The organism is Bacillus sp. GbtcB14 (assembly GCF_019091205.1).
Lineage (GTDB): Bacteria > Bacillota > Bacilli > Bacillales > Bacillaceae_G > Bacillus_A > Bacillus_A cereus_AG.
Genome location: NZ_JAGXJT010000004.1, coordinates 485,636 through 508,861, shown reverse-complemented (window position 1 = coordinate 508,861; position 23,226 = coordinate 485,636). Strand labels below are relative to the sequence as shown.

Sequence of the window (23,226 nt, the reverse complement as noted above, 5' to 3'; positions counted from 1 at the left end):
ACAAGGGATACCTTTTTTGAAAGCATATAACAACAGAAGAGTGAGTACTAGGAGGAAAAACAATGGCAACAGTTTTATTTGTAAAAGCAAACAACCGTCCAGCGGAACAAGCAGTTAGTGTGAAATTATACGAGGCATTTTTAGCAAACTATAAAGAAGCACATCCAAATGATACAGTAGTAGAACTTGATTTATATAAAGAAGAATTGCCATATGTAGGCGTAGATATGATTAATGGTACATTCAAAGCAGGTAAAGGATTTGATTTAACTGAAGAGGAAGCAAAAGCAGTAGCAGTTGCTGATAAGTATTTAAATCAATTCCTAGAAGCTGATAAAGTTGTTTTCGGCTTCCCATTATGGAACTTAACGATTCCAGCAGTGCTACACACATATATTGATTATTTAAACCGTGCTGGTAAAACGTTCAAATATACACCAGAAGGTCCAGTTGGCCTAATCGGGGATAAGAAGATTGCATTATTAAATGCACGAGGCGGCGTATATTCAGAAGGTCCAGCAGCTGAAGTAGAAATGGCTGTTAAATACGTAGCAAGCATGATGGGCTTCTTCGGTGCAACAAATATGGAAACAGTAGTTATTGAAGGACATAACCAATTCCCAGATAAAGCAGAAGAGATCATTACAGCTGGTCTTGAAGAAGCAGCTAAAGTAGCAAGCAAGTTTTAATTGAAAATAGAATCGTCACTCGAAAAAAGTAGCATTAACAGGTAAACGTTAATGCTACTTTTTTTATATTTTAAGTTCATCAGCAAGTTTTTCTAATTGAATTCGATCTTGTATGTAATAGGTTCTTCCGTCTTTTTTTAAGTAATTTTGCTGGCAAAACTGGTTTAATACGTATAAAAGATGGCGATAGCTGACATTTAAGTATTCCGAAACCTCGGTATGTTTTTCTGTATAACTGTTATTTTGTTCTGTTAATAGAATAAACGCCGCTAATCGATTTTCGAACGGGTAACTATTGTTTTTGGCATAACTTTCTGTTCGGCTAATTGTTTTTTCGCCGATAAATTTACATAATTTCTGTAGAAAGGTAGCATCTTGCAACAAAAGATGCCGACAATCTTTAAGAGGGAGCGCTAAGCATATACAATCTTCGATCACTTCCACTGTTTTCGTAACGGATTCCACGCCAATTAACCCTAATTCTCCAATGAAAGAAGGTGCTTGAATAAAGTTAATTAAGGAGACCCTTCCATTTTTATGACTCATATATATTTTCGCCTGCCCGGAAATTAAGTAATAAAGATAAGGAACATCAACTCCTTCAGTACATATCCTTTCTTTCTTTTTAAAAGAATGTAGTTCAGCATACGGTAAGACATTAAAAGAAAAAAGAGTATGGAAGTTGGAAGTTTGCATGTAATGAGAGATTTCTTCGCTATTTTTGCTAACTTTCATATTTTCACCTCATGTTTAGTATGAGATATCTCCTATTATTTTTACAAGAAAGAATGATACGATTTATGTAAATTTGTTTTTGTAGAAAAGAGAGTGTGAAGGGTTTATGAGAAAATATAAAACACTTTTATTTGATGTAGATGATACATTGTTAGATTTTCAGAAGGCGGAGAAAGTGGCGTTACGTATGCTGTTTGAAGAGAAAGGGATTCCTCTAACTAGCGAGGTTGAAGGGCACTATAAAAAAATTAATAAAAGTCTTTGGGATGCTTTTGAGGAAGGTGAAATAAACCGTGATGAGGTTGTAAATACACGGTTTTCGATTTTGTTTAAAGAGTACGGGGAAGAAGTAGATGGGGTATTATTCGAAAATAATTATCGCAGTTACTTAGAAGAAGGAGACCAACTTATGCAAGGTGCGTTTGAATTTATAAATCAAATTCAAAGTAAGTATGATTTATATATAGTGACAAATGGTATTTCTAAGACGCAAGATAAACGTTTACGTAATGCAGGATTACATGCCTTGTTTAAAGATATTTTCGTTTCTGAAGATACAGGATTCCAAAAGCCGATGAAAGAGTATTTTGATTATGTTTTTGAACGGATTCCTAATTTTTCCCCTGAAAAAGGGCTCATTATTGGGGATTCGCTAAGTGCTGATATGAAAGGTGGATATGTAGCGGGAATTGATACTTGTTGGTTTAATCCAGCAAATAAATCAAATAAAAGCGAGATTGTGCCAACATATGAAGTGCAAAATTTTGAAGAGTTATACGCACTATTGAAGCAACATGTGTAATAAAAATAGGCAGTGGAACTTTTGTCCCTACTGCCTATTTTTATTCGTTTGTAGCTTCGTTATTTTTAGGAAGTGGAAATGCATTACCAATCGCTGCCGCTCCAAGCATCGGTAATAGTAAATTGAGCGGGAAAAACATGAGTAATAGTAATGTTATAGCAATTGGTTTTCTTAATGCGTAGCTTGAAATTGCTGTCGTGACGATGGCTACCGAAGCAATTGGATCTATAGGGATAATGGACGCTATAGCATATCCGATACTAGATCCAGCAAATATAATAGGGAAAATGTGTCCACCGCGCCAACCTGTATTTAAACAAACGGCAGTAATGCATAATTTTAAAACCCCTGAAAGAAGTAGTACCCAGAAGGATAAATGGCTCCATTCAACGACTAAATCTTTTAATTGATGTTCTCCTGAGAATAACGTGTACGGGAGAAAAGTTCCTGTAATTCCTAATAAAATACCACCGATAATACCGAGTGATAGTTTATATTCTTTTAAGGGATGAATTAATTTCTCTAATGTGAATTCTAATTTGAAATAAAAGAAGCCAACTATAGCACCAATACTAGCAAGTGGTAGAAAGGCAATCCATTCATTAAGAGAAAGGGAACCTTCCCCAAAATCAACGATAAAGGATCCACGATTATCCAGTTTACTAAGTAATAAATAAACGGAAAAACCAGCGAAAGTGGTAGCTAAATATACAATTGCTTTTTTTCCTTTAGAAAATTCGTTAATTTGCTCACCCTCATTTTCATTTGGAGCTAAATAACCGAATAATGGCGCGTTAAAAATTACACTTAAAGTAGCACCAATTCCAACCTCTGTTAGTTCATTCATTCCTTTTAAGGCGAATGTAAAGCGATCCCCTATCCATGTACAAAGTCCACCGATAATGCCAACAAGTGCTGCTTCTGGACCTAAGCTAGCCCCGAATATTAAAACGATAATCGCAGTTAAAGTAGCTTTATGTACAAAACGGTATTCAATTCTACCTGTTTTTTTATATTCACCCATCACTTCCGGCATAAGACGTGGATATGTGCCGAAGTATTTTTGGGTTAAACCGACGAGAATACCACCGATAGTTGTTACACAAATAGTGTAATACGGAGGAGAAGAGAAAATAGTAGGTAAGTATCCCCAAATAAAGTGAATGCCGATATTTATCGTAACTAAAAATAGCCAGACTGTTGCTCCTACTATAGAGCCTAAAAGAATGCCGTATAGGACGAGTATATAGTGCATGTCCTTTGTGTTTGTCATGTTATACCTCCGTTATGTAAGTTGTAATGTCGAAAGGATTCAATATGCTACTGTGAAATGAAATGAAATGAATATGTATAGTATCTTTTTGAGAGGTTGGCTTATTCAATATATTGAGGTCTCGTGAGAATTTGAAATGTATACAGTTAAACTACTTACTTAATTTTATATAGTAATCGTGGGTTTTAAAAGGTCTTTTTCAAATGAATATGGAATATATTTCTTTTGTTATGCATGTCAAATTCTTTGCATTTAATTTAGAACATTCAGAAAAACTGATTGACATTAGGAAATTATTGCTATAAAATCAACGGTAATTGCATAGTCTTATCAAGAAAAGGTGGAGGGACAGGCCCGATGAAACCTTGGCAACAGCCGTATAACGGAATTGTGCCAAATCCTGCAGGTAATAATCCTGAAAGATAAGAAAGAGCCTTTAGAGCGTGTTTTCAAACTGCTCCTTTCTTGTTTTCAGGAAAGGAGCAGTTTTTTTATTTTGTATAAAAGAAAGGAGAATGAGAGATGGGAGAATCATGGGGAAAAGGAACAATTTGTGTGCAAGGTGGCTATACACCAAAGAATGGTGAACCGCGTGTTTTGCCACTTTATCAAAGTACAACGTATAAATACGATACTTCGGATGATTTAGCAGCGCTATTTAATTTAGAGGCAGAAGGATATATATATACGCGTATTGGAAATCCTACTTTAGCTGCATTTGAGCAAAAGTTAGCGGATTTAGAGGGTGGTGTAGGAGCTGTTGCAACGGCTTCTGGGCAGGCTGCTATTATGCTTGCTGTTTTAAATATTTGTAGTAGCGGAGACCACTTGCTTTGTTCTTCCACAGTTTATGGCGGAACGTTTAATTTATTTGGAGTGAGTTTGCGTAAGCTTGGTATTGATGTTACGTTCTTTAATCCGAATTTAACTGCTGATGAAATTGTGGCCCTTGCTAATGATAAGACGAAACTTGTTTATGCAGAATCGTTAGGAAATCCAGCGATGAACGTTTTAAATTTCAAAGAATTTTCAGATGCAGCGAAAGAGTTAGAAGTACCTTTTATCGTGGATAATACATTAGCAACTCCTTATTTATGCCAAGCATTTGAGCACGGAGCAAATATTATCGTTCATTCTACGACGAAATATATTGATGGTCATGCAAGTTCTTTAGGCGGCATTGTCATTGACGGAGGGAACTTCGATTGGACAAATGGGAAATATCCTGAACTTGTTGAACCGGATCCAAGTTATCACGGCGTAAGTTACGTTCAAAATTTTGGTGCAGCAGCTTATATTGTGAAGGCGCGTGTTCAATTATTAAGAGACTACGGAAACTGTATGAGCCCATTCAATGCGTACATTAGCAATATTGGCTTAGAAACGCTGCATTTAAGAATGGAACGTCATAGTGAAAATGCTCTCGCAGTTGCTAAGTGGCTTGCTAACCATGAACGTATTGAATGGGTGAATTATCCGGGATTAGATAATAATGAAAATTACTCGTTAGCACAAAAGTATTTGAAAAAAGGTGCTAGTGGTGTGTTAACATTCGGCATTAAGGGAGGATTAGAATCTGCGAAAGAATTTATCGCAAATGTAAAACTAGCAACTCTCGTAACGCATGTAGCGGATGCACGAACTTGCGTGATACATCCTGCTAGTACAACTCATAGACAATTAAGTGCTGAGGATCAGCGTTTAGCTGGCGTTACATCAGATTTAATTCGCTTATCGGTTGGTATAGAAGATGTTTCTGATATTATTGCAGATTTAGAAGCAGCGCTAGTCGGAGGCAAAGAACATGCCGATCATAATTGATAAAGATTTACCAGCTCGCAAAGTGTTGCAGGAGGAAAATATTTTTGTAATGACGAAGGAGCGAGCAGAAACACAAGATATCCGGGCTTTGAAAATTGCTATATTAAATTTAATGCCTACAAAGCAAGAAACAGAAGCGCAATTACTTCGTTTAGTTGGCAATACACCGTTGCAATTAGATGTTCATTTACTTCATATGGAATCACATTTGTCTCGTAATGTAGCACAGGAGCATTTAACGAGTTTCTATAAAACATTCCGTGATATTGAGAATGAGAGGTTTGATGGACTTATTATTACAGGAGCACCAGTTGAAACCCTTTCTTTTGAAGAGGTAGATTATTGGGAAGAGCTTGGGCGTATTATGGAGTATTCAAAAACGAATGTAACATCTACGCTTCACATTTGCTGGGGAGCACAAGCTGGTTTGTATCATCATTATGGCGTTCCAAAGTATCCTCTGAAGGAAAAAATGTTTGGCGTATTTGAACATGAAGTCCTTGAGCAACATGTGAAATTGTTACAAGGGTTTGATGAATTATTTTTCGCCCCGCATTCTCGTCATACAGAAGTACGAGAGAGTGATATTAGAGAGGTGAAAGAATTAACATTGTTGGCGAACTCTGAAGAAGCAGGTGTTCATCTTGTTATCGGGCAAGATGGGAGACAAGTATTTGCGCTCGGGCATAGTGAATATAGTTGTGATACGTTAAAGCAAGAATACGAACGAGACCGTCAAAAAGGGTTAAATATTGATGTGCCAAAAAATTATTTTAAGCATAATAATCCAAATGAGAAACCGCTTGTACGGTGGAGGAGTCATGGGAACTTATTATTCTCTAATTGGCTAAATTATTACGTGTATCAAGAAACCCCTTATGTATTATAAAAAAAGATTGTGTAACACGTGGCAACGTTTTCTTTGTAAAGATTAACTTATATTTTTCCGAATGTTCTAAAAACATTGTTTTTCAGATTTTTTGCTCATATAATTTCATCTAAACACAATTTTTGAGGGGTGGACAGTATTATGAAAGAAATTCAAGTTGGCTTATTAGGCCTTGGGACAGTTGGTAGCGGTGTTGTTCGTATCATTACAGATCATCAAGAGCGACTTATACACCAAGTAGGTTGTCCTGTGAAAGTAACGAAAGTACTAGTACAAAATATTGAAAAAGAGAGAGAGGTAGAGGTACCTTCTACTCTATTAACACAAGATGCAAATGAAATTTTAGATAATCCAAATATTGACGTTGTCATCGAAGTGATGGGTGGCATTGATGATGCAAAAGCATATATTTTGCAAGCTTTACAAAGTGGGAAGCATGTTGTGACTGCCAATAAAGATTTAATGGCGTTGCACGGGGCGGAACTCTTAGCGGTAGCAAAAGATAATAAAGCTGATTTGTTTTATGAAGCAAGTGTAGCCGGAGGGATTCCGATTTTACGAAGCATTGTAGAAGGACTTTCTTCCGATCTTATTACGAAAGTAATGGGAATTGTAAATGGAACGACAAATTTTATTTTGACGAAAATGTCAGATGAAGGGAGAGCATATAACGACGTGTTAAAAGAAGCCCAACAACTTGGATTTGCAGAAGCAGATCCAACATCAGATGTGGAAGGTTTAGATGCAGCAAGAAAAATGACGATTTTGGCTACCCTTGGTTTCTCTACAAATGTAGAGCTTGGAGATGTGAAGGTAAAAGGGATTACATCTATTACAGAAGAAGATATTGAATACAGTAAGAGTTTAGGATACACGATCAAATTAATCGGTCTTGCGAAGCGAGATGGTGAAAAATTAGAGGTTACAGTTGAACCGACACTACTTCCAAATACACATCCTCTCGCGGCCGTGCAAAACGAATATAATGCTGTATATGTGTATGGCGAAGCGGTCGGAGAAACGATGTTTTATGGGCCAGGCGCAGGAAGTTTACCAACAGCAACAGCTGTTGTTTCAGATTTAGTAGCTGTAATGCAAAATATTCGATTAGGTGTAAACGGAAATAGTGCGGTATCCCCGCAGTATAAAAAAGTATTAAAAGAGCCAGACGAAATTGTTGTGAAGAAATTTTTAAGACTTCATGTAAAAGATGAAATTGGTGTATTTGCAAAAATTACTTCATTGTTCTCTGAGCGTGGTGTTAGCTTTGAAAAGATTATTCAAATGCCACTTGAAGAGAAAGGAAAAGCTGAAATTGTAATTGTAACGCATCGTGCGTCTCTTGCTGATTATGATTATATTCTACATACGTTGCAGGGGTATGAAGAAATAGATTGTGTGAAGGCAAATTATCGAATTGAAGGAGATGCTAAGTAGTATCCCTTATCGTAAAACAGAAAGAGCCTATTAAGCAGCTTGCTTAATAGGCTCTTTTCTATTTAAAATCTTCGTACCAATTTGAATAAATGCTTGGATAATCCAGCCTGTTGTAAAGGATAAGATGATTGTTCCAAAATAGATAGGTCCATCTAATAGGAAGCTTAATGTTAAAAATAAAAACGCTAACGAAATTTCTGTTCTTCTAAATGTCCATTTCTTTTTTTCAGCAACCGTTAAAACGAAAGCTTCTTGAGGTGCTGCGCAAAGGTTTGTAGAGACGTAAAGACCAATCCCAGCTCCAACGAATAGATTTCCGCAAATAAGTGTTATATATTTTGGAAGAGAGCGGATAGCGTCCATAATAGTTGTAATGGAACCGACCCAGTCAACAAAAAGAGAAATAAGAACCATCGTTACAATTGTACCAATTGTTATTTGTTTTTTATTCCAAAAGAGTACGATAAAGGTAAAAGCTAAGTTAATCATAAAAATCCAAAAACCGATACTTATCCCAAAATTTTGATATAGTGCAATAAAGAAGGAATCATAAGGGCTAAGTCCAAAAGAAGTAATTGTCGTCATCATATTAATACCGATGGCGAGAATGAGTAGACCGCCAATGAAAAATATATATTCTAATTTGAATCGAAGCATAGTTGTATATCCTTTCAAAATGTATTTGCTAGGCAAGGATATATTGTGGAAAGCTTACCAGGTCAAGGGAGAATTTTTGTGAGAAGGGGAAAGTGAGATGACGAATATAAGAAAGATTGCTGAACTTGCTGGGGTATCTGTTTCAACTGTTTCACGTGTACTGAATAATCATCCATATGTGAATGAACAGAAACGAAAAGAAATTTTAGCAATTATAGAAGAATTAAATTATACGCAAAATGTGAATGCAATTCATTTAGTGAAAGGAAAAACGAATGTCATTGGCGTTTTATTACCGCACGTAAATGATCAATATTATAGCGCTATTATTGAGGGAATATCAAAGGAAACAGCAAAGAACAATTATAATATGATGCTTTGTCAGACGAATTATAGTGAGGAAAGAGAATTAGAAATTTTGAATATGTTAAAAATGAAAAAGCTTGATGGAGTTATTATATGTTCGCGGGCAAATAGTAAGGAAAAGCTTGAAGAATATACGAAATTTGGCCCAATTGTTATGTGTGAAGAAATAGAATCGAATTTCATTTCGAGTGTGCATATTGATTACTATAAAGTCTTTTCGCGCGGGATGAAGAGCTTAATAGATGCCGGTCATACAAGTATTGGGTATTGCATTGGAAGAAGTAATAGCATTAATAGTCAGAGAAGAAAACAAGCATATGAGGATTCGCTTCAACCGATTGCTGTAACACCGATAGAGGCCTGGAAGTTTAAGGGTTGTTTTACGGTGGAAGATGGACGTAATGTAATCAGGGAATGGGTCTGTATGTCAGTGAAACCAACTGCGTTTCTTGTATCTTGCAATCATATTGCGGCGGGGATGGTAACGGAAGCAAAAAAACAAGGAATTCGTATTCCAGAAGATATTACGATTATCGGTTGTGATGATCAAGATGTGGCAGATATTTTAGGCATTACGACGATTTCATATTCTAGTAAAAATGTTGGCGTGAAGGCATTTGAATTATTATATGAAAAGATTAATGATGAGAATATAAATGTAAAGCATGTAGAGTTATCACCAGAATTAGTACATAGGGAAACAACATAATAGAGAAGTTGTGAAAATCGCTTTTCAAAATTGCGTTTGGTATAATTATGGACAATCTATGAGGGCTAAAAGGGGTTTTGATATGAGATCAAAAGTGGTAAAAGTAATTCTACTCATTACAATTGCATCTTTCTGTTTATTTGCATATGGTTTTGTTTCAGGTGTAAATGATGTATTAAATCCGAAAGCTTCAAATTTAATTAAAAAGACCGATGTAGTGGCAAAAGAGAAAAAGAAAACGGGAACGTTACAAATCGTTAGTTTAGGCGATTCATTAACACGTGGTGTTGGTGATAAAGAAGGAATTGGCTATATTGGACGGGTGAAGGAAGATTTACAAAAAGATTATAAGCAAAAGGTTGCTTTGACTAACTTAGCGGTTAGTGGTGCGAAAATGCCTGACTTATTAAAACAAATTGAGAGTAGTGGCGCTCAATATTCAATTAAGCAAGCAGATGTAATCGTCTTAACGATTGGAGGAAATGATTTATTTCCGGGCTGGGAATCGCTTGGAAAGATAGATTTAGAAACATATCGTCCTGATACAGAAACATTCCAGAATGAAGCGAAGAAAATTATAGAAGAAATTCGTAAGTTAAATACAGATAGCCCTATTTTTTGGCTAGGTTTATATAACCCTTTTGAAGATGTAGAAGATTTAAAAGGATCTTCAAACATTGTTGTAGACTGGAATGCATCTTTAGAAAAACTGGCGGTAAATGATAAAAATGTGTATATTACACCGACATTTGATTTATTCCAAAACCGTGGGAAAGATTTATTATACTCCGATCATTTCCATCCGAATGAAGTAGGGTATACATATATGGCGGACCGATTAGTTCAAAATGTTGCGAGTAAATTAAAACTAGAACAAGGAGGGGTAAAATGACGACGATACTTTCCGTACGAGACGTGAAGAAGGTAATTGGAAAGAAGACAATTGTAGAGAATATTTCCTTCGATGTAAAACAAGGAGAAGTGTTTGGCTTCCTAGGACCGAATGGTGCCGGAAAAACAACTACCATTCGAATGTTAGTTGGATTGATTAAAGAAACAGAAGGTACGATTTCTATTGGTGGTTATTCTATTAAGGAAAATTTCAGAGAAGCGATGCGTCAAATTGGGAGTATCGTTGAAAACCCAGAACTGTATACATATTTAACGGGCTGGGAAAATTTAAAACAATTTGCCCGTATGCTAGGTGGTATATCAGATGAACGTATTATTGAAATTGCTCAAATGGTTCATTTGGATGAAAGAATTCACGATAAGGTAAAAACATACTCACTCGGTATGAAACAGCGCCTTGGCATTGCGCAAGCGCTTCTTGGAAATCCCAAGTTGCTCATATTAGATGAGCCAACAAATGGTTTAGACCCAGCTGGAATTAGAGAACTAAGGGAATTTATACATAAGCTTGTGAAAGAAGAAAATATGAGTGTGTTTATTTCAAGTCACTTACTAAGCGAAGTACAAATGATATGTGATCGGGTTGCGATTATTCATAAAGGAAAAATGATAACAGTTGCCAAGGTTGAAGAGTTAATTAAAACAGCAAGTGATCGTGTAGAATGGATTGTTACACCAATTTCTAAGGCGAAAGATATGCTAGAAGATGCTGAGGAAGTAAGAGAAGTGAGTATAGAAGGTAATCGATTACTATGCCGCATGGATATTGTATCTATAAGTAGTTGGAATAAACGTTTTGTAGAAAACGAGATAGATGTGCATAGTGTTAAGGAGCTTGTATTTACGTTAGAAGATTTATTTATTGAACTCACAAGGGGTGAGCAGCATGCGTGAATTTGCGAATCTAGTTTTGAATGAATCAGAAAAGATTTATCGTAAGAAACGTATTTTTGTTGTCATGCTTATTTTAGCAATCTTGATCCCGCTTTTCGTATATGCGCAGTATCGTGAAATAGAAACGACACAAAAACGACTTGGGACAACTGATTGGAAAGTGTCACTGCAACAACAAATTGTCGATTCTCAGAATCGGTTAAATAATTCTAGGTTGCCAGAAGAATGGCGTGATTGGCTAAAGGTAAGGGTGGAGCAACAACAATATTATTTAGATCATGATATTAACCCGATGGCACCGGGCGCACCAACTTTTGTAAGGGCGTTTATTGAGCAAGGAATTACATTGTTTATTCCGCTTCTCGTAATGATTGTCGCTATTGATATTGTTTCAGGAGAACGAAGTGATGGAACGATGAAGATGTTACTTACACGGCCGATTCGGCGCTGGAAAATACTCCTTAGTAAGTACGTGACGATGTTATTTTTCATTTCACTCATACTGCTTCTTGTCGGTTTGTTTGCTTACATATTATCTGGGCTTGTATTTGGATACTCGGGCTGGAATTTACCCGTTTTAACTGGGTTTGTTATTGATAAGGAAACGTTAAATACGAATTTTGTACATCTTATTCCGCAGTGGCAATACGTCTTGATGGCGTATGGGTTAGCTTGGTTTGTTGCTATCGTTGTCGGAACTATATCATTTATGGTTTCTGTTTTAATTCGAAATACACCAGCCGGCATGGGCGTTATGTTAGCCGCATTAATCGCAGGTGGCATTTTAAGCTCGTTCGCAACATCGTGGGAAGGCGCGAAATATATTTTTAGTGTGAATTTATCATTAACAGATTATCTATCAGGAAAATTACCTGCATTACAAGGCTTATCGATGGGGTTCTCTTTAATGAATTTAACGGTATGGGCAGTTGTGTCCCTTATTATTTCATTTGTAGTATTTACAAAGCAGGATATGGTGAATTAATTGGACGGGAAGTGAAAGCATGAAAAATGTTTTAAAAAATGATTGGGAACCATTATTGGCACCAGAATTTGAGAAAGAATATTATCGCAAGCTGGCTGATTTTTTGAAAGAAGAGTACAGTACCCATGTTGTTTATCCAAGGATAGAAGATATTTTTAGCGCCCTAGAGTATACAAGTTATGAAAATACAAAGGTCGTTATTTTAGGGCAAGATCCATATCATGGACCGGATCAAGCACATGGTTTAAGCTTTTCGGTACAGCCCGGCATTAAAACGCCACCATCATTGCTAAATATGTATAAAGAACTTCGAGATGAATATGGTTATGAAATCCCGAATAACGGTTATTTAGTAAAGTGGGCAGAGCAAGGAGTTTTATTATTAAATACTGTATTAACAGTTCGACAAGGTGAAGCCAATTCTCATAAGGGAAAAGGTTGGGAGTATTTCACAGATCGTGTAATTGAGCTATTAAATGAACGTGAAAAATCGGTTATTTTCATATTGTGGGGACGTCATGCACAGGCGAAGAAAAAATTAATTACGAATACGAAGCATCATATTATCGAGTCTGTACATCCAAGCCCACTATCGGCAAGACGTGGTTTCTTTGGTAGTAAGCCATACTCTAAAGTAAATACGATTTTAGCTAATATGGGCGAGAGAGAAATTGATTGGGAAATTCCAAACCTATAAATAGAAAAGGTAGTTAACCAGTTGTTAACTACCTTTTTGTTATTATTGTTGTTCGTTTTTTAATTTTGCATCTAGTACAAACGTACCGAATGGGATAACTGATGAAACGAATGCTCCAAGTGCCCATAAAATTGATTTACGGTGTACGATTGTTACTTGAATTACCGCAAAGATGAATAGAATAAATAAAACACCATGAGCCATGCCTGTAATTTTAACGGCTGTTGCAAATCCTGCAAAATATTTTAATGGCATTGCTACAAATAATAGTAGTAGGAAAGAAATACCCTCAACAAGTCCAATTGCTCTTAATCGTCCGATTGGTGTAGATAACATGAAGTAGCCTCCTTTAATGTATGCTTGTATATAGTAAATTTGTATTCTTTTTCAAAATAAAATAGTCTATTTTGTTTCATTATATACAAAAAGAAAGTTTACACTACGAGAATAGTGCAAAGTTCAAAATATAGTCACAAAAGCATGGTAATTTAAATAAAAACCTATTTGAAGTGTTTGACTTCAAATAGGTTTTGTGAGTGGAAATATTAAACAAGTACTTCGTTTTTTAGTACAAATTTCTCTACGACTTTTGCAACGCCATCGTTCATATTTGTATCTGTTACGTAGTTTGCAATTTCTTTAATATCATCTGGTGCATTGCCCATTGCAACACCAAGACCAGCGAATTCGATCATCGCCTGGTCGTTATAGCTATCGCCCATTGCGATAACTTCTTCACGCTTAATTCCAAGTTTTTGGATTAGTTGGTTTAAGCTTGTTCCTTTTGTAACACCAGCTTCAGTAAATTCTAAGAAGAATGGTTTAGAACGCATAACGCTTAATTGGCCTTCTAGTTGTTTTTGTAGTTTTGATTCTACCGTTTGTAAATGTTCTGGATTTTCTACCATTAATACTTTTACAACTGGTTGTTGCACAGCTTCTTTCAGGTTATTTACTTCTACGATTGGCATACCCGTAATTTGACCTTCAATTTCTGTATAAGAGTTATTTTTCTCGGTGATAATGTCGTCATCAATGTATGTGTGAATCCATACATTTTCTTCTTTACTAATATCGTATAGACTGTGAACGATTTCAGGAGATAACGTACTACTGAATAATTCTTTATCTGTTTTACAGTCAATAATTTTTGCGCCGTTAAACGAAAGAATGAAGCTACCGTACTCTTCTAAATGTAATTCTTTTGCGATTGCACGCATTGCAAATGTTGGACGCCCAGAAGCAAGTACAACTTTTATACCTTGCTCTTGTGCAGTCATTAGAGCTACTTTCGTACGAGATGAAATAGTATGGTCGTCACGTAATAAAGTATCATCTAAATCTAAAACAATCATTTTATAAGTCATATTGAAAATTCCTCTCTTTGTTGAAATAGAAATAAAGTTTTATGAAGATATTGGGGAATATATAGTAAGACATCGAACTTCTTTATGTGAAGCTAGGAGAAGTTCTTTATTTTTAGTATAAATTACCATGAGCATGTTGCCCATGATAATTTATACGGCTAACGCTTGATTAGCTCTCACTTTATCATTATCGTAACAACTATAAAGATAGAGTGCAATAATGGAAGTTTTCCAATTTACGATGGTTGTTTTTCTGTAGAACGAGAAAATAGTATTTCGAGCAAAATGGCCATTACAGACCCAAGAACGAGCCCGTTACTTAAAAATGATGCTAAAAATGGTGGGAGCGTAGAAAATGCTCCTGCGGGAACAAACATAACTCCGACTCCTGTAAAGATGGAAAGACCCGCTACTTTAAATAATCGTTCTTTATTTTGTACTGTGTCGTATTCACGGAAAGCTAGACCAATCATACTTGCAAATACAGGATAAATAGCAGCATAACCAACTGCAACTGGGATTGCTGCAAAGAATGAAGTGATCTGTGGGAATATACTAACGGCAATAATAAAGCTTGATCCTAACATAAATGGGAGTCGCTTATAAATATTAGTCGTTGCAATAAACCCTGCTGATCCAGAAATAGCAACAGGTCCAATAGCTGAGAATAGACCGCCTAATAATTGATTGATTCCTGTTATAATGCCGGCTTGTTTGAAACGATCGGGTGCGGCATCCTCTTCATACTTAGAGACAATCTTTTGCACAACACGAATACTTGCTAACATATTTGTTAGAAGTAATAGTGTAACGAAAACTACCGTAATTGCCATGTTCCATTCAATGCGAGGCATTCCGAAAACAAATAGAGATGGAAAACGGATTATATCTGTCACAGGCGTTACTGGATTAGATAATCCAAAGCATGCGAATAATATCCAGCCGCAGACGATACTGAAAAGAACGGAATATTGTCCAATAATAGGTAGCTTCATGATGAAAAAGGATAGTAAAATAACAATAAGTGAAAGAATAAATACGTCAGCTTGTACTTCTGTATGTTGTCCGTCAAGGCCGAACATTCCCTTTAAGAAGGCCCCGCTAAGTTGCGCGACAAGAAGAAATAAATATGTTCCAATGACTGTCGGTGTAAAATAGCGGACTAGTTTATCGATGAGTCCAAAAACACTAAGAATAATACAAATGATACCACTTAATAGGAAGGCGTACTGAAGGACTTTAAGCGTTTCATTGCTGGATCCAAATAATACGACACCTAAACTTGCATAAAGGGAGAAAATTCCCCACCAAAGGCCTGCAGGACCTTCTTGAATAGGAAGTTTATGTCCAAATATAGCTTGCAGTAGACCAGCAAAGCCAAGAACAAATAATGTCCTTTGTACGAATGCAATAGCTTCAGCACCATCGAGGCCATAACTAGTTGCGACGCTAATTGGTACAATAAGGCTCCCAGCTAAAATAAATAGCGCCCATTGTAAGGCGGAAAGAAATGTTTTCATTATATCAACCTCTTTCATAGATTCCGTATCTAGTATATATGTATTTCATTTCTACTGGCAAAGATTGTAGATAGAGAAAAGAGTTGAAGCGCGATATGAATGCACGTAAGCAATTATGGATAGCAGTTATATGTATGACTTTTGTTGTAATTTTAGGAACGCTAGGATTTATGATGATTGAAGAGATTAGTTTGTTTCAAGCATTTTGGATGACGATGATTACTGTATTGACTGTTGGATACGGAGATGCCGTTCCTGTAACGCAAGCGGGGAAAGTATTTGCACTCCTTATTATACCTGTTGGCGTCGGTATTGTTACATATGCAATTGGGGTAGTGGCAGCTATGATTATTGAAGGGAATTTATTTCATGCAGTACGGAGGAAGAAGATGGATAAACAAATAGCGCAGTTGAAAAATCATATTATCGTATGTGGTTGCGGTAGAGTGGGGCTTCAAGTTGTACATGAATTGCAAGAAAAGAAAATCCCATTTGTCGTTGTTGATAAAGATGAGAGTATATTGGAGCAGGAAAAGCTTTTATTTGTACACGGAGATGCAACGGAAGACCAAGTGTTACATCATGCTGGAATTTCAAAGGCAGCTGGTTTAGTTGCTATCGTAGCAAATGATGCTGAAAATGTATTTATTACATTAACGGCAAGGGGATTAAACGATGCAATTAAAATTGTGGCAAGAGCAGAAAAACCAGAAACTGAAGACAAATTAAAGCGTGCTGGGGCAAATAAGGTGATTAATCCATCTAGCATGGCAGGAATTCACATTGCAAAAGGTATTGCGAATCCGTTAACAGTTCATTATATTGATACAGTACTGTATGGCGTGGAGCAGTCATTTGTAATTGAAGAAATTGCAGTCGGCATAGGTTCTATTTTAGCTAGTAAATCGTTACTAGAGAGTGATGTGAGAAATCAATTTGATGTAACAATTTTAGCGATTTTGAGAAACGGGGATGTTATACATAATCCAACGGGGCAGGAAAAACTACAAGAACATGATATGATAATAGTATTTGGTTCAGTAGAGAAGCTGGGACAATTTGAGAAAGAACTACAAAGTAAGAGGTGATAAGGAATGCAAATATCGAGCGATAAGATTTTAAATAAAATGGCGAATGAAATTGCAAAGGCAAAAAGCAGTGAAGGACAACAATCAAAGGCGCATTTATTAGTTGTGCGAGCGTTATGTGATTTATTATTAGATGAACAAGCTGAGCCTTCTATGTATAGAGAACCTGAGGTTCAATCACAAGTAATTGGATCTCAGCCTATGACGACAGTTCAACCAGTTATGCCGGTTTCTGGAGAACCTGTATATATAAAAGAAGAAGGTGCAAATGGTAATTCATTATTTGATTTTTAAGGATTAAATCGTTTGGATTATATGTGAAAATTGCTTATTATAAAAATAAAAAGGGGAATTAAGATGAAAATTTTCTTTTTACTAGGTTGTATTGCGGCAGGGCTATCTGTTGCGTTAGGGGCTTTTGGAGCACACGGTTTAGAAAATAAAGTTTCTGCAAAAATGTTAGAAGTTTGGAAAACAGGCGTTACATATCAAATGTTTCATGCAGGTGGACTATTCGTAGTTGCTTTATTGATGGATAAAATTCAATCATCACTTTTAACTACTGCTGGCTGGCTTATGGTAGCCGGGATTATTATGTTTTCAGGTAGTTTGTATGCATTAAGTACGACAGGTATTAAGTTCTTTGGCCCAATTACACCTCTTGGTGGTGTAGCGTTTATTGTGGCATGGATCTTAGTCGGAACTGCAGTTGTAAAAGGATTATAAAAAACAAAAGCTGGCATACGCCAGCTTTTTTTTATGGTCTTGGAGCATAACTTGCTTGTTGACTAGGTAAATACGCAATTTCTTCTGGGAATTCTACATAATCTAAGTAAATCATTAATAGTAAATAACGTTTCCCTGATTGTGGCTCACTAATTACGATATGATCACGACCAGCTGCTTCGATAATACCTGTATAAGATTGTGTACCGAGTGAACTACCACGCTCATAAGTCATTACAACTGTGGCTTGCTTGCCCTTGTTCAAGCGAAGAATATTTTCAATATATGACTGTTCTAGAGGTAACATGCCTTGAGAAACAGCATATTGAGCTTGCGCAGCTTGTTGTTGCATTGCTTGCTGTTGTTGCTGTTGCTGTGGGGTCATTTGTTGCGGTTGTACGTAAGTTCCAGATGGTTGATAGAAACCTGTTCCGTAATACGGATTTTGTTGCTGTGCCATTCAAAAATCCCTCCTTATTATCAATCCTTAATATACGCCAGGACAATCCTCACCAGATGGCTGGAAGAAGCAGTGCTTTTTGAAGCGACCAGAGTTTTGTTGATTATACCAAGTCGGTGGACAAGGGCCTTCAGGTCTAAAAAACCATAAGGAAAAGTTGGCAGGCCAAAAACGTTGTCCTTGAATCGTTCGCCTTGCTAATGCGATATCTTGTTCTCTTGCACGTTGATAAAAATACCCTTTTTGCGTTGCCTCAAAACCTCCAGGGTTTTGATAAACCATTTGCCGTAAATTACGTATTTTTTTAAAATCTAAACAATTTCCGCGGACACGATTTACCCCAACGTTTCCGACCATCAACATTCCTTGTTGCCCTTCTCCTTCGGCTTCAGCACGCATTAGTCTAGCTAATAACTTTACATCTTCTTCGTTATAAGCAATAACGCCCATTATGTGTCACCTCTCTTTTTGGAATACCTTGTGGAAAGAGGTTTATCTCTAGATGAAGTGTGTAACAATTACTAGTTCATACGTATGAGGAAAAGGACTCAGATATGACAACCAAACGAAGTTTTACATGGAGAGAGGAAAATAAAAAAAGCTAGCGTGAGCTAGCTTTTCATCATTAAAATACTTTAGACCATAAGTTTGAGAAGAAATCACCAATAGAGCGCATTGTTAATACGAACCAATTTGCTTTTTCAACTTCTTCTGTCGTTTTTGCAGTAACTTTCATACTTTTACTACCGTCTAAGAAACCATACTTATCAGTTGATTCTAAAGTAATTGAGCCTACTTTGGCACCTTTCTTAATAGGAGCAACTAAATGTCCATCTTCAGCAAGAGATTTATCTACTTCAGTCCCAATTTTATAAGGATCTTTGCTACCTTTTTTTGCAATTACTGTTATTTCTTTTTCCGGTGCAACAGTTACTTGATCTTCTTTCCCTTTTACTACAGAAATTGTATTGTTTTTATTCACTTTTAGCTTTTGTTTTTCGAAATTATTAAACCCGTATTCGATTAATTCACGAGATTCTGTGAAGCGCTCATCCATTGATTTTGTTTTAATAATAACTGAAATAAGACGTACATCACCACGTTTAGCAGTAATAGTAAATCCGTATCCAGCTGTATCAGAACTTCCTGTTTTTAAACCATCTGTTCCTTCATAAGAGAAAGCGGCACCTGGTAACATCCAGTTCCAGTTTTCCATACGAATTGGTTTCGGATGATTATCTGGGAAGTTTCTAAATCTTTGTTTTGTATCCTCTAGCATTTCTGGATACTTTGTAATTATTGCTTTTGAAAGCATACCCATATCGCGAGCTGACATGGAATTTTCTCCATTCGGATCCGTTCCTTCAGGATGTTTTCCCTTTAAGTCAGCGTTATTTAACCCAGTAGCGTTTACAAATTTATATTTCTTTAACCCTAGTTTTTTTGCATGTTCATTTGCAAGATTTAAGAAGTTTTTCTCACTTCCTGCAAGAAGTTCTGCTAAGGCAATACTAGATCCGTTTGCAGAGAAGATAACGATAGAATGATATAATTCTCTTACAGTATATTGACGTCCCTTTTCAAACGGAACGTTAGAGAATTCATTATTACGTGAAACTTCATACGCGTAATCAGAAATGTTTACCTTTGTATCCCAAGTGGTTTTTCCTTCTTTAATTGCTTCTAATACAGCATAAACAACAATTAATTTTGACATACTAGCGATAGCTAGTAATTCATCTGGATTTTGTTCATGCAGTATTTTTCCTGTATCTGCATCAAATAGAAGTGCGGCGGCTGCCTCAATGTGTATTTTTTCTTCCGCATGGGATGTTGTTACTCCTAAGGAAGAAATTGACAATAAAAGTACTAGTAAAATAGACAAGATTTTCTTCATATAGATTATCACCTTCGCATCGTTATTAGCATGTAGCTCGTACCATTTTAGCATAAATTTGGATATAGAAAGGTTACAATTTTGTAAGGAATTTGAAAGGAATTTGTCGATTTTTGTTCAAATTTGCAGAGGAAAGAAGTTTTTTGAGGAGAAATATAGAGGATAATAAAAAAAGGAACGAAATTCGTTCCCTTTTTACGATTTACTCCGCATTAACGGGCAGTAAGATTCCTACCTCGCAATTCAGTGAAAGCAAAGAAGTTAGGAGGGGTATCAACAGCCCGTAAAAGCCCGATTGGTGAGGGCTGATTAAAGTTTCACTTTATATGTGTAAAAATTTCTCTACCTTTTCGTCTGGTAAAATGTTCCCAACGAAAAATGTTCCGAATTCACCATAACGAGCACTTACTTCATCGAAGCGCATTTCATATATAAGTTTTTTAAATTGAAGAACATCGTCAGCGAATAATGTTACGCCCCACTCAAAATCATCGAATCCAACTGATCCTGAAATAACTTGGCGTACTTTACCTGCGTACTGGCGACCGATTTTACTATGACTGTACATCATTTTTTTACGTTCTTCCATAGGAAGCATGTACCAGTTATCATCACCTTGGCGGCGCTTGTCCATTGGATAGAAGCAAATGTGATTTGCCTTTGGTAGTTCTGGATATAAGCGAGCTAAGATTTGTGGGTTTTGATATGGATCTTCATCAGCTGGAAGGTAGTTGCTTAGTTCAACAACAGATACGTAAGAGTATGCAGGAACCATATATTCAGCTAATGTTGTTTTATTCAATTCTGTCTCAATTTCATTTAACTCTTCCATTGTTGGACGTAAAATCATAAGCATAATATCAGCTTTTTGGCCAACAACAGTATACATTGCATGACTGCCTTTTTTCGCAGTAGATACTTTGTTCCATTTTTCAACGACATTTAAAAATTCAGACACAGCTTGTCCGCGTTCGTCGCTAGATAATGTTTTCCATGCAGCCCAATCAATAGAACGTAAATCATGTAAACAATACCAGCCATCTAACGTTGTTGTTGCTTCACTCATTCTATTCACCTCAGTTAATGATAGTTTTACACGTTAACTATAGCATATATAGTTTTAAAATCATCTATATAAAACCTTGGCGCATAAAATTGTCACATTTAAATTTGCTTTAAAATAGGAGGAGACAAGGCTTAAAGGGACTTTATTTTTAGGCTGAATTTTATGAAAATATAATCATTTTCATTTTATCTATTTTTTGGGAGCTATAAGTTTAAAATATAGAGGAAAAGCAGTATTCTTAAAGATAGAGTTTTTTAACATATGTAGGAGGGTTTATTCGTGAGCAACTTATTTACAACAGTAAAAGAAAAAGTTCAAGGAAAAGGCATTTCTATCGTACTTCCTGAAGGAACTGATGAAAGAATTTTAGGCGCTGCAGAGCGTTTAGCAAAAGAAGAGTTAGTAAAACCAATCTTAGTTGGTAATAAAGAAGAAATTAGCGCAAAAGCTGCTAGCATGAATTTAACATTAGCAGGCGTTGATATTTACGACCCAGCTACATACGAAGAAATGGATGCAATGGTAGCATCTTTCGTTGAACGCCGTAAAGGTAAAGCAACTGAAGAAGACGCTCGCAAAATCCTTAAAGACGAAAACTACTTCGGTACAATGCTTGTATACATGGGCAAAGCACACGGTTTAGTAAGTGGTGCAGCTCATTCTACAGCTGATACAGTTCGTCCAGCACTTCAAATCATTAAAACAAAACCAGGCGTTACAAAAACTTCTGGCGTATTCATCATGGTACGTGAAGAAGAGAAATATGTATTCGCTGATTGTGCAATTAACATTGCACCAAACAGCCAAGATTTAGCTGAAATTGGTATCGAAAGTGCGAAAACTGCTGAACTATTCGGTATTGATCCACGCGTTGCTATGTTAAGCTTCTCTACAAAAGGTTCTGCGAAATCTCCAGAAACAGAAAAAGTTGTAGAAGCAACTCGCATTGCAAAAGAAATGGCTCCTGAATTAACTTTAGATGGAGAATTCCAATTCGATGCTGCATTCGTACCATCTGTAGCTGAGAAAAAAGCTCCAGGTTCTACAATTCAAGGTGATGCTAACGTATTCGTATTCCCAAGCTTAGAAGCTGGTAATATTGGCTACAAAATCGCTCAACGTTTAGGTAACTTCGAAGCAGTAGGACCAATCTTACAAGGTTTAAATATGCCTGTAAATGACCTGTCTCGCGGATGTAACGAAGAAGAAGTGTACAAGTTAGCTTTAATTACAGCAGCTCAAGCACTTTAATTCTATAATGAATTGAAATAAAGACCGTCGCTATTATAGCGACGGTCTTTATTTTTCTAAGCCAAGTGCTTTATTGTTACGATCAATAATACGTTGTAAATTCGTCTCATATAAAGGAACTTCATCTACTGTTAATTGAGATGGTGTTAACTTTGGAGCGAATTGCTGCAGTGTTTTTAAAAGGCGCATCATTAAATCTTGTACTGTAATGGTTTCGCCAAGTAATTCTGAAAGTGAAGCCATCGTGCTCGGTACAATTTCAGGATACGTAAAGCGTGTTTCTTCTCCTTGGATTGCTAGGTTGTAGAAATCACGAACGAGTGCGGCACGTTCAGCACCACTTCCTGTAGCACAAAGATAAATCTGGACAGCGACACCGCCGCGAATACGGCGCTGTGAAATGCCAGCAAATTTTTGATTGCGAATACTTAAGTCATAGCTACCAGGACAGTAAGAACCAACGATTTCTTTTGCCTCGATTGTAACATCGTAATCGTTTAACATTTCCTTAATTAAATGCCACATTGTATCGTATCCAAGATCAATATCAATACCTTTTTCCGTCTCTTGGAATAAAAGTGATACGTTTAAAACCCCTTCATCAAGTACGACTGCAAGTCCACCGGAATTACGAACGATAACATTGAAGTTGTTTTCTTGTAAAAAGGAAATACCTTCTTCCAAGTGTGGTAGGCGTGAATCTTGAATGCCAAGAACAATTGTATTGTGATGAACCCAAGAACGCATTGTTGCAGCTGATTGACCATTTCCGATACTTGTACATAATGTGTCATCCATTGCGAATGACTGCAATGCATGGAATGTTGGTCCCAAACTAGACTGATCTACAATACGCCACTCTGGCTGAGATAAAATGGAACGGGAATTGCTCATATAACTAACCCCTTATCTTTAAAATGACAATCTCTATTATAGCAAAAAATAATGAAATTAGTTTTTAAGAGGGAACCTTACTGAATTGTAA

Annotated in this window: 25 protein-coding genes and 1 riboswitch; of the genes, 14 read left to right on the top strand and 11 right to left on the bottom strand. The window is 36.4% G+C overall.

Annotated features, from left to right (window positions below; translation table 11 throughout):
* Positions 1-62: 62 nt before the first annotated feature.
* Positions 63-689 (top strand): FMN-dependent NADH-azoreductase, encoded by a 627-nt coding sequence (locus KVT31_RS15145; protein ID WP_000246726.1) that lies wholly within the window; start codon positions 63-65, stop codon positions 687-689.
* Between the two features lie 63 nt (positions 690-752).
* Here KVT31_RS15145 and KVT31_RS15140 read toward each other — a convergent pair whose 3' ends face one another.
* Complete coding sequence (locus tag KVT31_RS15140) at positions 753-1,424, bottom strand: transcriptional regulator YeiL (RefSeq protein ID WP_088098560.1); 672 nt, start codon at positions 1,422-1,424, stop codon at positions 753-755.
* A 106-nt stretch (positions 1,425-1,530) separates the two neighbouring features.
* Between KVT31_RS15140 and KVT31_RS15135 the strand changes: the two genes are divergently transcribed.
* Positions 1,531-2,226 carry a YjjG family noncanonical pyrimidine nucleotidase gene (locus KVT31_RS15135; RefSeq protein WP_088098559.1) on the top strand — a complete coding sequence of 232 codons (696 nt, stop codon included), beginning with the start codon at positions 1,531-1,533 and terminating at the stop codon, positions 2,224-2,226.
* Positions 2,227-2,266: 40 nt separating this feature from the next.
* Here KVT31_RS15135 and KVT31_RS15130 read toward each other — a convergent pair whose 3' ends face one another.
* Complete coding sequence (locus tag KVT31_RS15130; RefSeq protein WP_088098558.1) at positions 2,267-3,499, bottom strand: chloride channel protein; 1,233 nt, start codon at positions 3,497-3,499, stop codon at positions 2,267-2,269.
* Between the two features lie 324 nt (positions 3,500-3,823).
* A riboswitch (SAM riboswitch) is annotated at positions 3,824-3,928 on the top strand.
* Between the two features lie 93 nt (positions 3,929-4,021).
* Here KVT31_RS15130 and KVT31_RS15125 point away from each other — a divergent pair.
* From KVT31_RS15125 to KVT31_RS15115, 3 genes are all read left to right on the top strand, one after another.
* On the top strand, positions 4,022-5,320 hold the full coding sequence (locus tag KVT31_RS15125) for a bifunctional O-acetylhomoserine aminocarboxypropyltransferase/cysteine synthase (RefSeq protein WP_088098557.1): 1,299 nt from the start codon (positions 4,022-4,024) through the stop codon (positions 5,318-5,320).
* Positions 5,304-6,209, top strand: a complete 906-nt coding sequence (gene metA, locus KVT31_RS15120; RefSeq protein WP_088098556.1) for a homoserine O-acetyltransferase MetA — start codon at positions 5,304-5,306, stop codon at positions 6,207-6,209. The genes KVT31_RS15125 and metA overlap by 17 nt, the downstream gene beginning before the upstream one ends.
* Positions 6,210-6,350: 141 nt before the next feature.
* Positions 6,351-7,646: a homoserine dehydrogenase gene (locus KVT31_RS15115; RefSeq protein ID WP_076541301.1), complete on the top strand. Its 1,296-nt coding sequence runs from the start codon at positions 6,351-6,353 to the stop codon at positions 7,644-7,646.
* A 30-nt stretch (positions 7,647-7,676) separates the two neighbouring features.
* Here the strand turns inward: KVT31_RS15115 and KVT31_RS15110 are convergent, their stop codons facing one another.
* Complete coding sequence (locus tag KVT31_RS15110; RefSeq protein WP_088098555.1) at positions 7,677-8,303, bottom strand: YczE/YyaS/YitT family protein; 627 nt, start codon at positions 8,301-8,303, stop codon at positions 7,677-7,679.
* Between the two features lie 97 nt (positions 8,304-8,400).
* Between KVT31_RS15110 and KVT31_RS15105 the strand changes: the two genes are divergently transcribed.
* The 5 genes from KVT31_RS15105 to KVT31_RS15085 are packed head-to-tail and all read left to right on the top strand — an operon-like array spanning position 8,401 to position 12,866.
* On the top strand, positions 8,401-9,378 hold the full coding sequence (locus tag KVT31_RS15105; RefSeq protein ID WP_088098554.1) for a LacI family DNA-binding transcriptional regulator: 978 nt from the start codon (positions 8,401-8,403) through the stop codon (positions 9,376-9,378).
* 10 nt (positions 9,379-9,388) lie between these two features.
* Positions 9,389-10,270, top strand: coding sequence for an SGNH/GDSL hydrolase family protein (locus KVT31_RS15100; protein WP_140392612.1), 882 nt, complete (start codon positions 9,389-9,391; stop codon positions 10,268-10,270).
* Positions 10,267-11,184: an ABC transporter ATP-binding protein gene (locus KVT31_RS15095; RefSeq protein ID WP_088079990.1), complete on the top strand. Its 918-nt coding sequence runs from the start codon at positions 10,267-10,269 to the stop codon at positions 11,182-11,184. Before KVT31_RS15100 ends, KVT31_RS15095 begins: the two co-directional genes overlap by 4 nt.
* Positions 11,177-12,169 carry an ABC transporter permease subunit gene (locus KVT31_RS15090; protein ID WP_088098552.1) on the top strand — a complete coding sequence of 331 codons (993 nt, stop codon included), beginning with the start codon at positions 11,177-11,179 and terminating at the stop codon, positions 12,167-12,169. Before KVT31_RS15095 ends, KVT31_RS15090 begins: the two co-directional genes overlap by 8 nt.
* Positions 12,170-12,188: 19 nt before the next feature.
* Positions 12,189-12,866, top strand: a complete 678-nt coding sequence (locus KVT31_RS15085; protein WP_088098551.1) for a uracil-DNA glycosylase — start codon at positions 12,189-12,191, stop codon at positions 12,864-12,866.
* 42 nt (positions 12,867-12,908) lie between these two features.
* Here KVT31_RS15085 and KVT31_RS15080 read toward each other — a convergent pair whose 3' ends face one another.
* The 3 genes from KVT31_RS15080 to KVT31_RS15070 form a co-directional block, all read right to left on the bottom strand.
* Entirely contained in the window at positions 12,909-13,202 is a 294-nt protein-coding gene (locus KVT31_RS15080) for a DUF3817 domain-containing protein (RefSeq protein ID WP_000953396.1), read from the bottom strand.
* A gap of 209 nt (positions 13,203-13,411) precedes the next feature.
* Entirely contained in the window at positions 13,412-14,233 is an 822-nt protein-coding gene (locus KVT31_RS15075; RefSeq protein WP_088098550.1) for a Cof-type HAD-IIB family hydrolase, read from the bottom strand.
* Positions 14,234-14,469: 236 nt separating this feature from the next.
* Positions 14,470-15,753 carry a purine/pyrimidine permease gene (locus KVT31_RS15070; protein ID WP_140392611.1) on the bottom strand — a complete coding sequence of 428 codons (1,284 nt, stop codon included), beginning with the start codon at positions 15,751-15,753 and terminating at the stop codon, positions 14,470-14,472.
* A gap of 95 nt (positions 15,754-15,848) precedes the next feature.
* On the opposite strand from KVT31_RS15070, the gene KVT31_RS15065 reads away from it, so the two are divergent.
* The 3 genes from KVT31_RS15065 (at position 15,849) to KVT31_RS15055 (ending at position 17,567) form a co-directional block, all read left to right on the top strand.
* A complete protein-coding gene (locus tag KVT31_RS15065; RefSeq protein ID WP_140392614.1) occupies positions 15,849-16,841 on the top strand; it encodes a potassium channel family protein in 993 nt (330 codons plus the stop codon).
* A 6-nt stretch (positions 16,842-16,847) separates the two neighbouring features.
* Positions 16,848-17,135, top strand: coding sequence for a YwdI family protein (locus KVT31_RS15060; protein ID WP_088098547.1), 288 nt, complete (start codon positions 16,848-16,850; stop codon positions 17,133-17,135).
* A 63-nt stretch (positions 17,136-17,198) separates the two neighbouring features.
* Positions 17,199-17,567, top strand: a complete 369-nt coding sequence (locus KVT31_RS15055) for a DUF423 domain-containing protein (RefSeq protein ID WP_000688322.1) — start codon at positions 17,199-17,201, stop codon at positions 17,565-17,567.
* A gap of 31 nt (positions 17,568-17,598) precedes the next feature.
* On the opposite strand, the gene gerQ is transcribed toward KVT31_RS15055, so the two are convergent.
* The 4 genes from gerQ to hemQ form a co-directional block, all read right to left on the bottom strand.
* Entirely contained in the window at positions 17,599-18,027 is a 429-nt protein-coding gene (gene gerQ / locus KVT31_RS15050) for a spore coat protein GerQ (RefSeq protein WP_088098546.1), read from the bottom strand.
* A 27-nt stretch (positions 18,028-18,054) separates the two neighbouring features.
* Positions 18,055-18,477 carry a cell wall hydrolase CwlJ gene (gene cwlJ, locus KVT31_RS15045; protein ID WP_000538163.1) on the bottom strand — a complete coding sequence of 141 codons (423 nt, stop codon included), beginning with the start codon at positions 18,475-18,477 and terminating at the stop codon, positions 18,055-18,057.
* 175 nt (positions 18,478-18,652) lie between these two features.
* Positions 18,653-19,924, bottom strand: a complete 1,272-nt coding sequence (locus KVT31_RS15040; RefSeq protein WP_088098545.1) for a serine hydrolase — start codon at positions 19,922-19,924, stop codon at positions 18,653-18,655.
* Between the two features lie 322 nt (positions 19,925-20,246).
* On the bottom strand, positions 20,247-20,990 hold the full coding sequence (hemQ, locus tag KVT31_RS15035; protein ID WP_088098544.1) for a hydrogen peroxide-dependent heme synthase: 744 nt from the start codon (positions 20,988-20,990) through the stop codon (positions 20,247-20,249).
* Between the two features lie 279 nt (positions 20,991-21,269).
* Between hemQ and pta the strand changes: the two genes are divergently transcribed.
* Entirely contained in the window at positions 21,270-22,241 is a 972-nt protein-coding gene (pta, locus tag KVT31_RS15030; protein WP_000067216.1) for a phosphate acetyltransferase, read from the top strand.
* 48 nt (positions 22,242-22,289) lie between these two features.
* Here the strand turns inward: pta and lipL are convergent, their stop codons facing one another.
* The gene (gene lipL / locus KVT31_RS15025; protein WP_088098543.1) at positions 22,290-23,135 is read right to left on the bottom strand and encodes an octanoyl-[GcvH]:protein N-octanoyltransferase; all 846 of its coding nucleotides are present in this window, start codon (positions 23,133-23,135) and stop codon (positions 22,290-22,292) included.
* Positions 23,136-23,226: the final 91 nt, after the last annotated feature.

What these genes read in the sequence shown, in the direction of transcription:
- KVT31_RS15145 (WP_000246726.1), top strand. Translation starts at nt 63, where the DNA reads ATGGCAACAGTTTTATTTGTAAAAGCAAACAACCGTCCAGCGGAACAA.
- KVT31_RS15140 (WP_088098560.1), bottom strand. Translation starts at nt 1,424, where the DNA reads ATGAAAGTTAGCAAAAATAGCGAAGAAATCTCTCATTACATGCAAACT.
- KVT31_RS15135 (WP_088098559.1), top strand. Translation starts at nt 1,531, where the DNA reads ATGAGAAAATATAAAACACTTTTATTTGATGTAGATGATACATTGTTA.
- KVT31_RS15130 (WP_088098558.1), bottom strand. Translation starts at nt 3,499, where the DNA reads ATGACAAACACAAAGGACATGCACTATATACTCGTCCTATACGGCATT.
- KVT31_RS15125 (WP_088098557.1), top strand. Translation starts at nt 4,022, where the DNA reads ATGGGAGAATCATGGGGAAAAGGAACAATTTGTGTGCAAGGTGGCTAT.
- metA (WP_088098556.1), top strand. Translation starts at nt 5,304, where the DNA reads ATGCCGATCATAATTGATAAAGATTTACCAGCTCGCAAAGTGTTGCAG.
- KVT31_RS15115 (WP_076541301.1), top strand. Translation starts at nt 6,351, where the DNA reads ATGAAAGAAATTCAAGTTGGCTTATTAGGCCTTGGGACAGTTGGTAGC.
- KVT31_RS15110 (WP_088098555.1), bottom strand. Translation starts at nt 8,303, where the DNA reads ATGCTTCGATTCAAATTAGAATATATATTTTTCATTGGCGGTCTACTC.
- KVT31_RS15105 (WP_088098554.1), top strand. Translation starts at nt 8,401, where the DNA reads ATGACGAATATAAGAAAGATTGCTGAACTTGCTGGGGTATCTGTTTCA.
- KVT31_RS15095 (WP_088079990.1), top strand. Translation starts at nt 10,267, where the DNA reads ATGACGACGATACTTTCCGTACGAGACGTGAAGAAGGTAATTGGAAAG.
- KVT31_RS15090 (WP_088098552.1), top strand. Translation starts at nt 11,177, where the DNA reads ATGCGTGAATTTGCGAATCTAGTTTTGAATGAATCAGAAAAGATTTAT.
- KVT31_RS15085 (WP_088098551.1), top strand. Translation starts at nt 12,189, where the DNA reads ATGAAAAATGTTTTAAAAAATGATTGGGAACCATTATTGGCACCAGAA.
- KVT31_RS15080 (WP_000953396.1), bottom strand. Translation starts at nt 13,202, where the DNA reads ATGTTATCTACACCAATCGGACGATTAAGAGCAATTGGACTTGTTGAG.
- KVT31_RS15075 (WP_088098550.1), bottom strand. Translation starts at nt 14,233, where the DNA reads ATGACTTATAAAATGATTGTTTTAGATTTAGATGATACTTTATTACGT.
- KVT31_RS15070 (WP_140392611.1), bottom strand. Translation starts at nt 15,753, where the DNA reads ATGAAAACATTTCTTTCCGCCTTACAATGGGCGCTATTTATTTTAGCT.
- KVT31_RS15065 (WP_140392614.1), top strand. Translation starts at nt 15,849, where the DNA reads ATGAATGCACGTAAGCAATTATGGATAGCAGTTATATGTATGACTTTT.
- KVT31_RS15060 (WP_088098547.1), top strand. Translation starts at nt 16,848, where the DNA reads ATGCAAATATCGAGCGATAAGATTTTAAATAAAATGGCGAATGAAATT.
- KVT31_RS15055 (WP_000688322.1), top strand. Translation starts at nt 17,199, where the DNA reads ATGAAAATTTTCTTTTTACTAGGTTGTATTGCGGCAGGGCTATCTGTT.
- gerQ (WP_088098546.1), bottom strand. Translation starts at nt 18,027, where the DNA reads ATGGCACAGCAACAAAATCCGTATTACGGAACAGGTTTCTATCAACCA.
- cwlJ (WP_000538163.1), bottom strand. Translation starts at nt 18,477, where the DNA reads ATGGGCGTTATTGCTTATAACGAAGAAGATGTAAAGTTATTAGCTAGA.
- KVT31_RS15040 (WP_088098545.1), bottom strand. Translation starts at nt 19,924, where the DNA reads ATGAAGAAAATCTTGTCTATTTTACTAGTACTTTTATTGTCAATTTCT.
- hemQ (WP_088098544.1), bottom strand. Translation starts at nt 20,990, where the DNA reads ATGAGTGAAGCAACAACAACGTTAGATGGCTGGTATTGTTTACATGAT.
- lipL (WP_088098543.1), bottom strand. Translation starts at nt 23,135, where the DNA reads ATGAGCAATTCCCGTTCCATTTTATCTCAGCCAGAGTGGCGTATTGTA.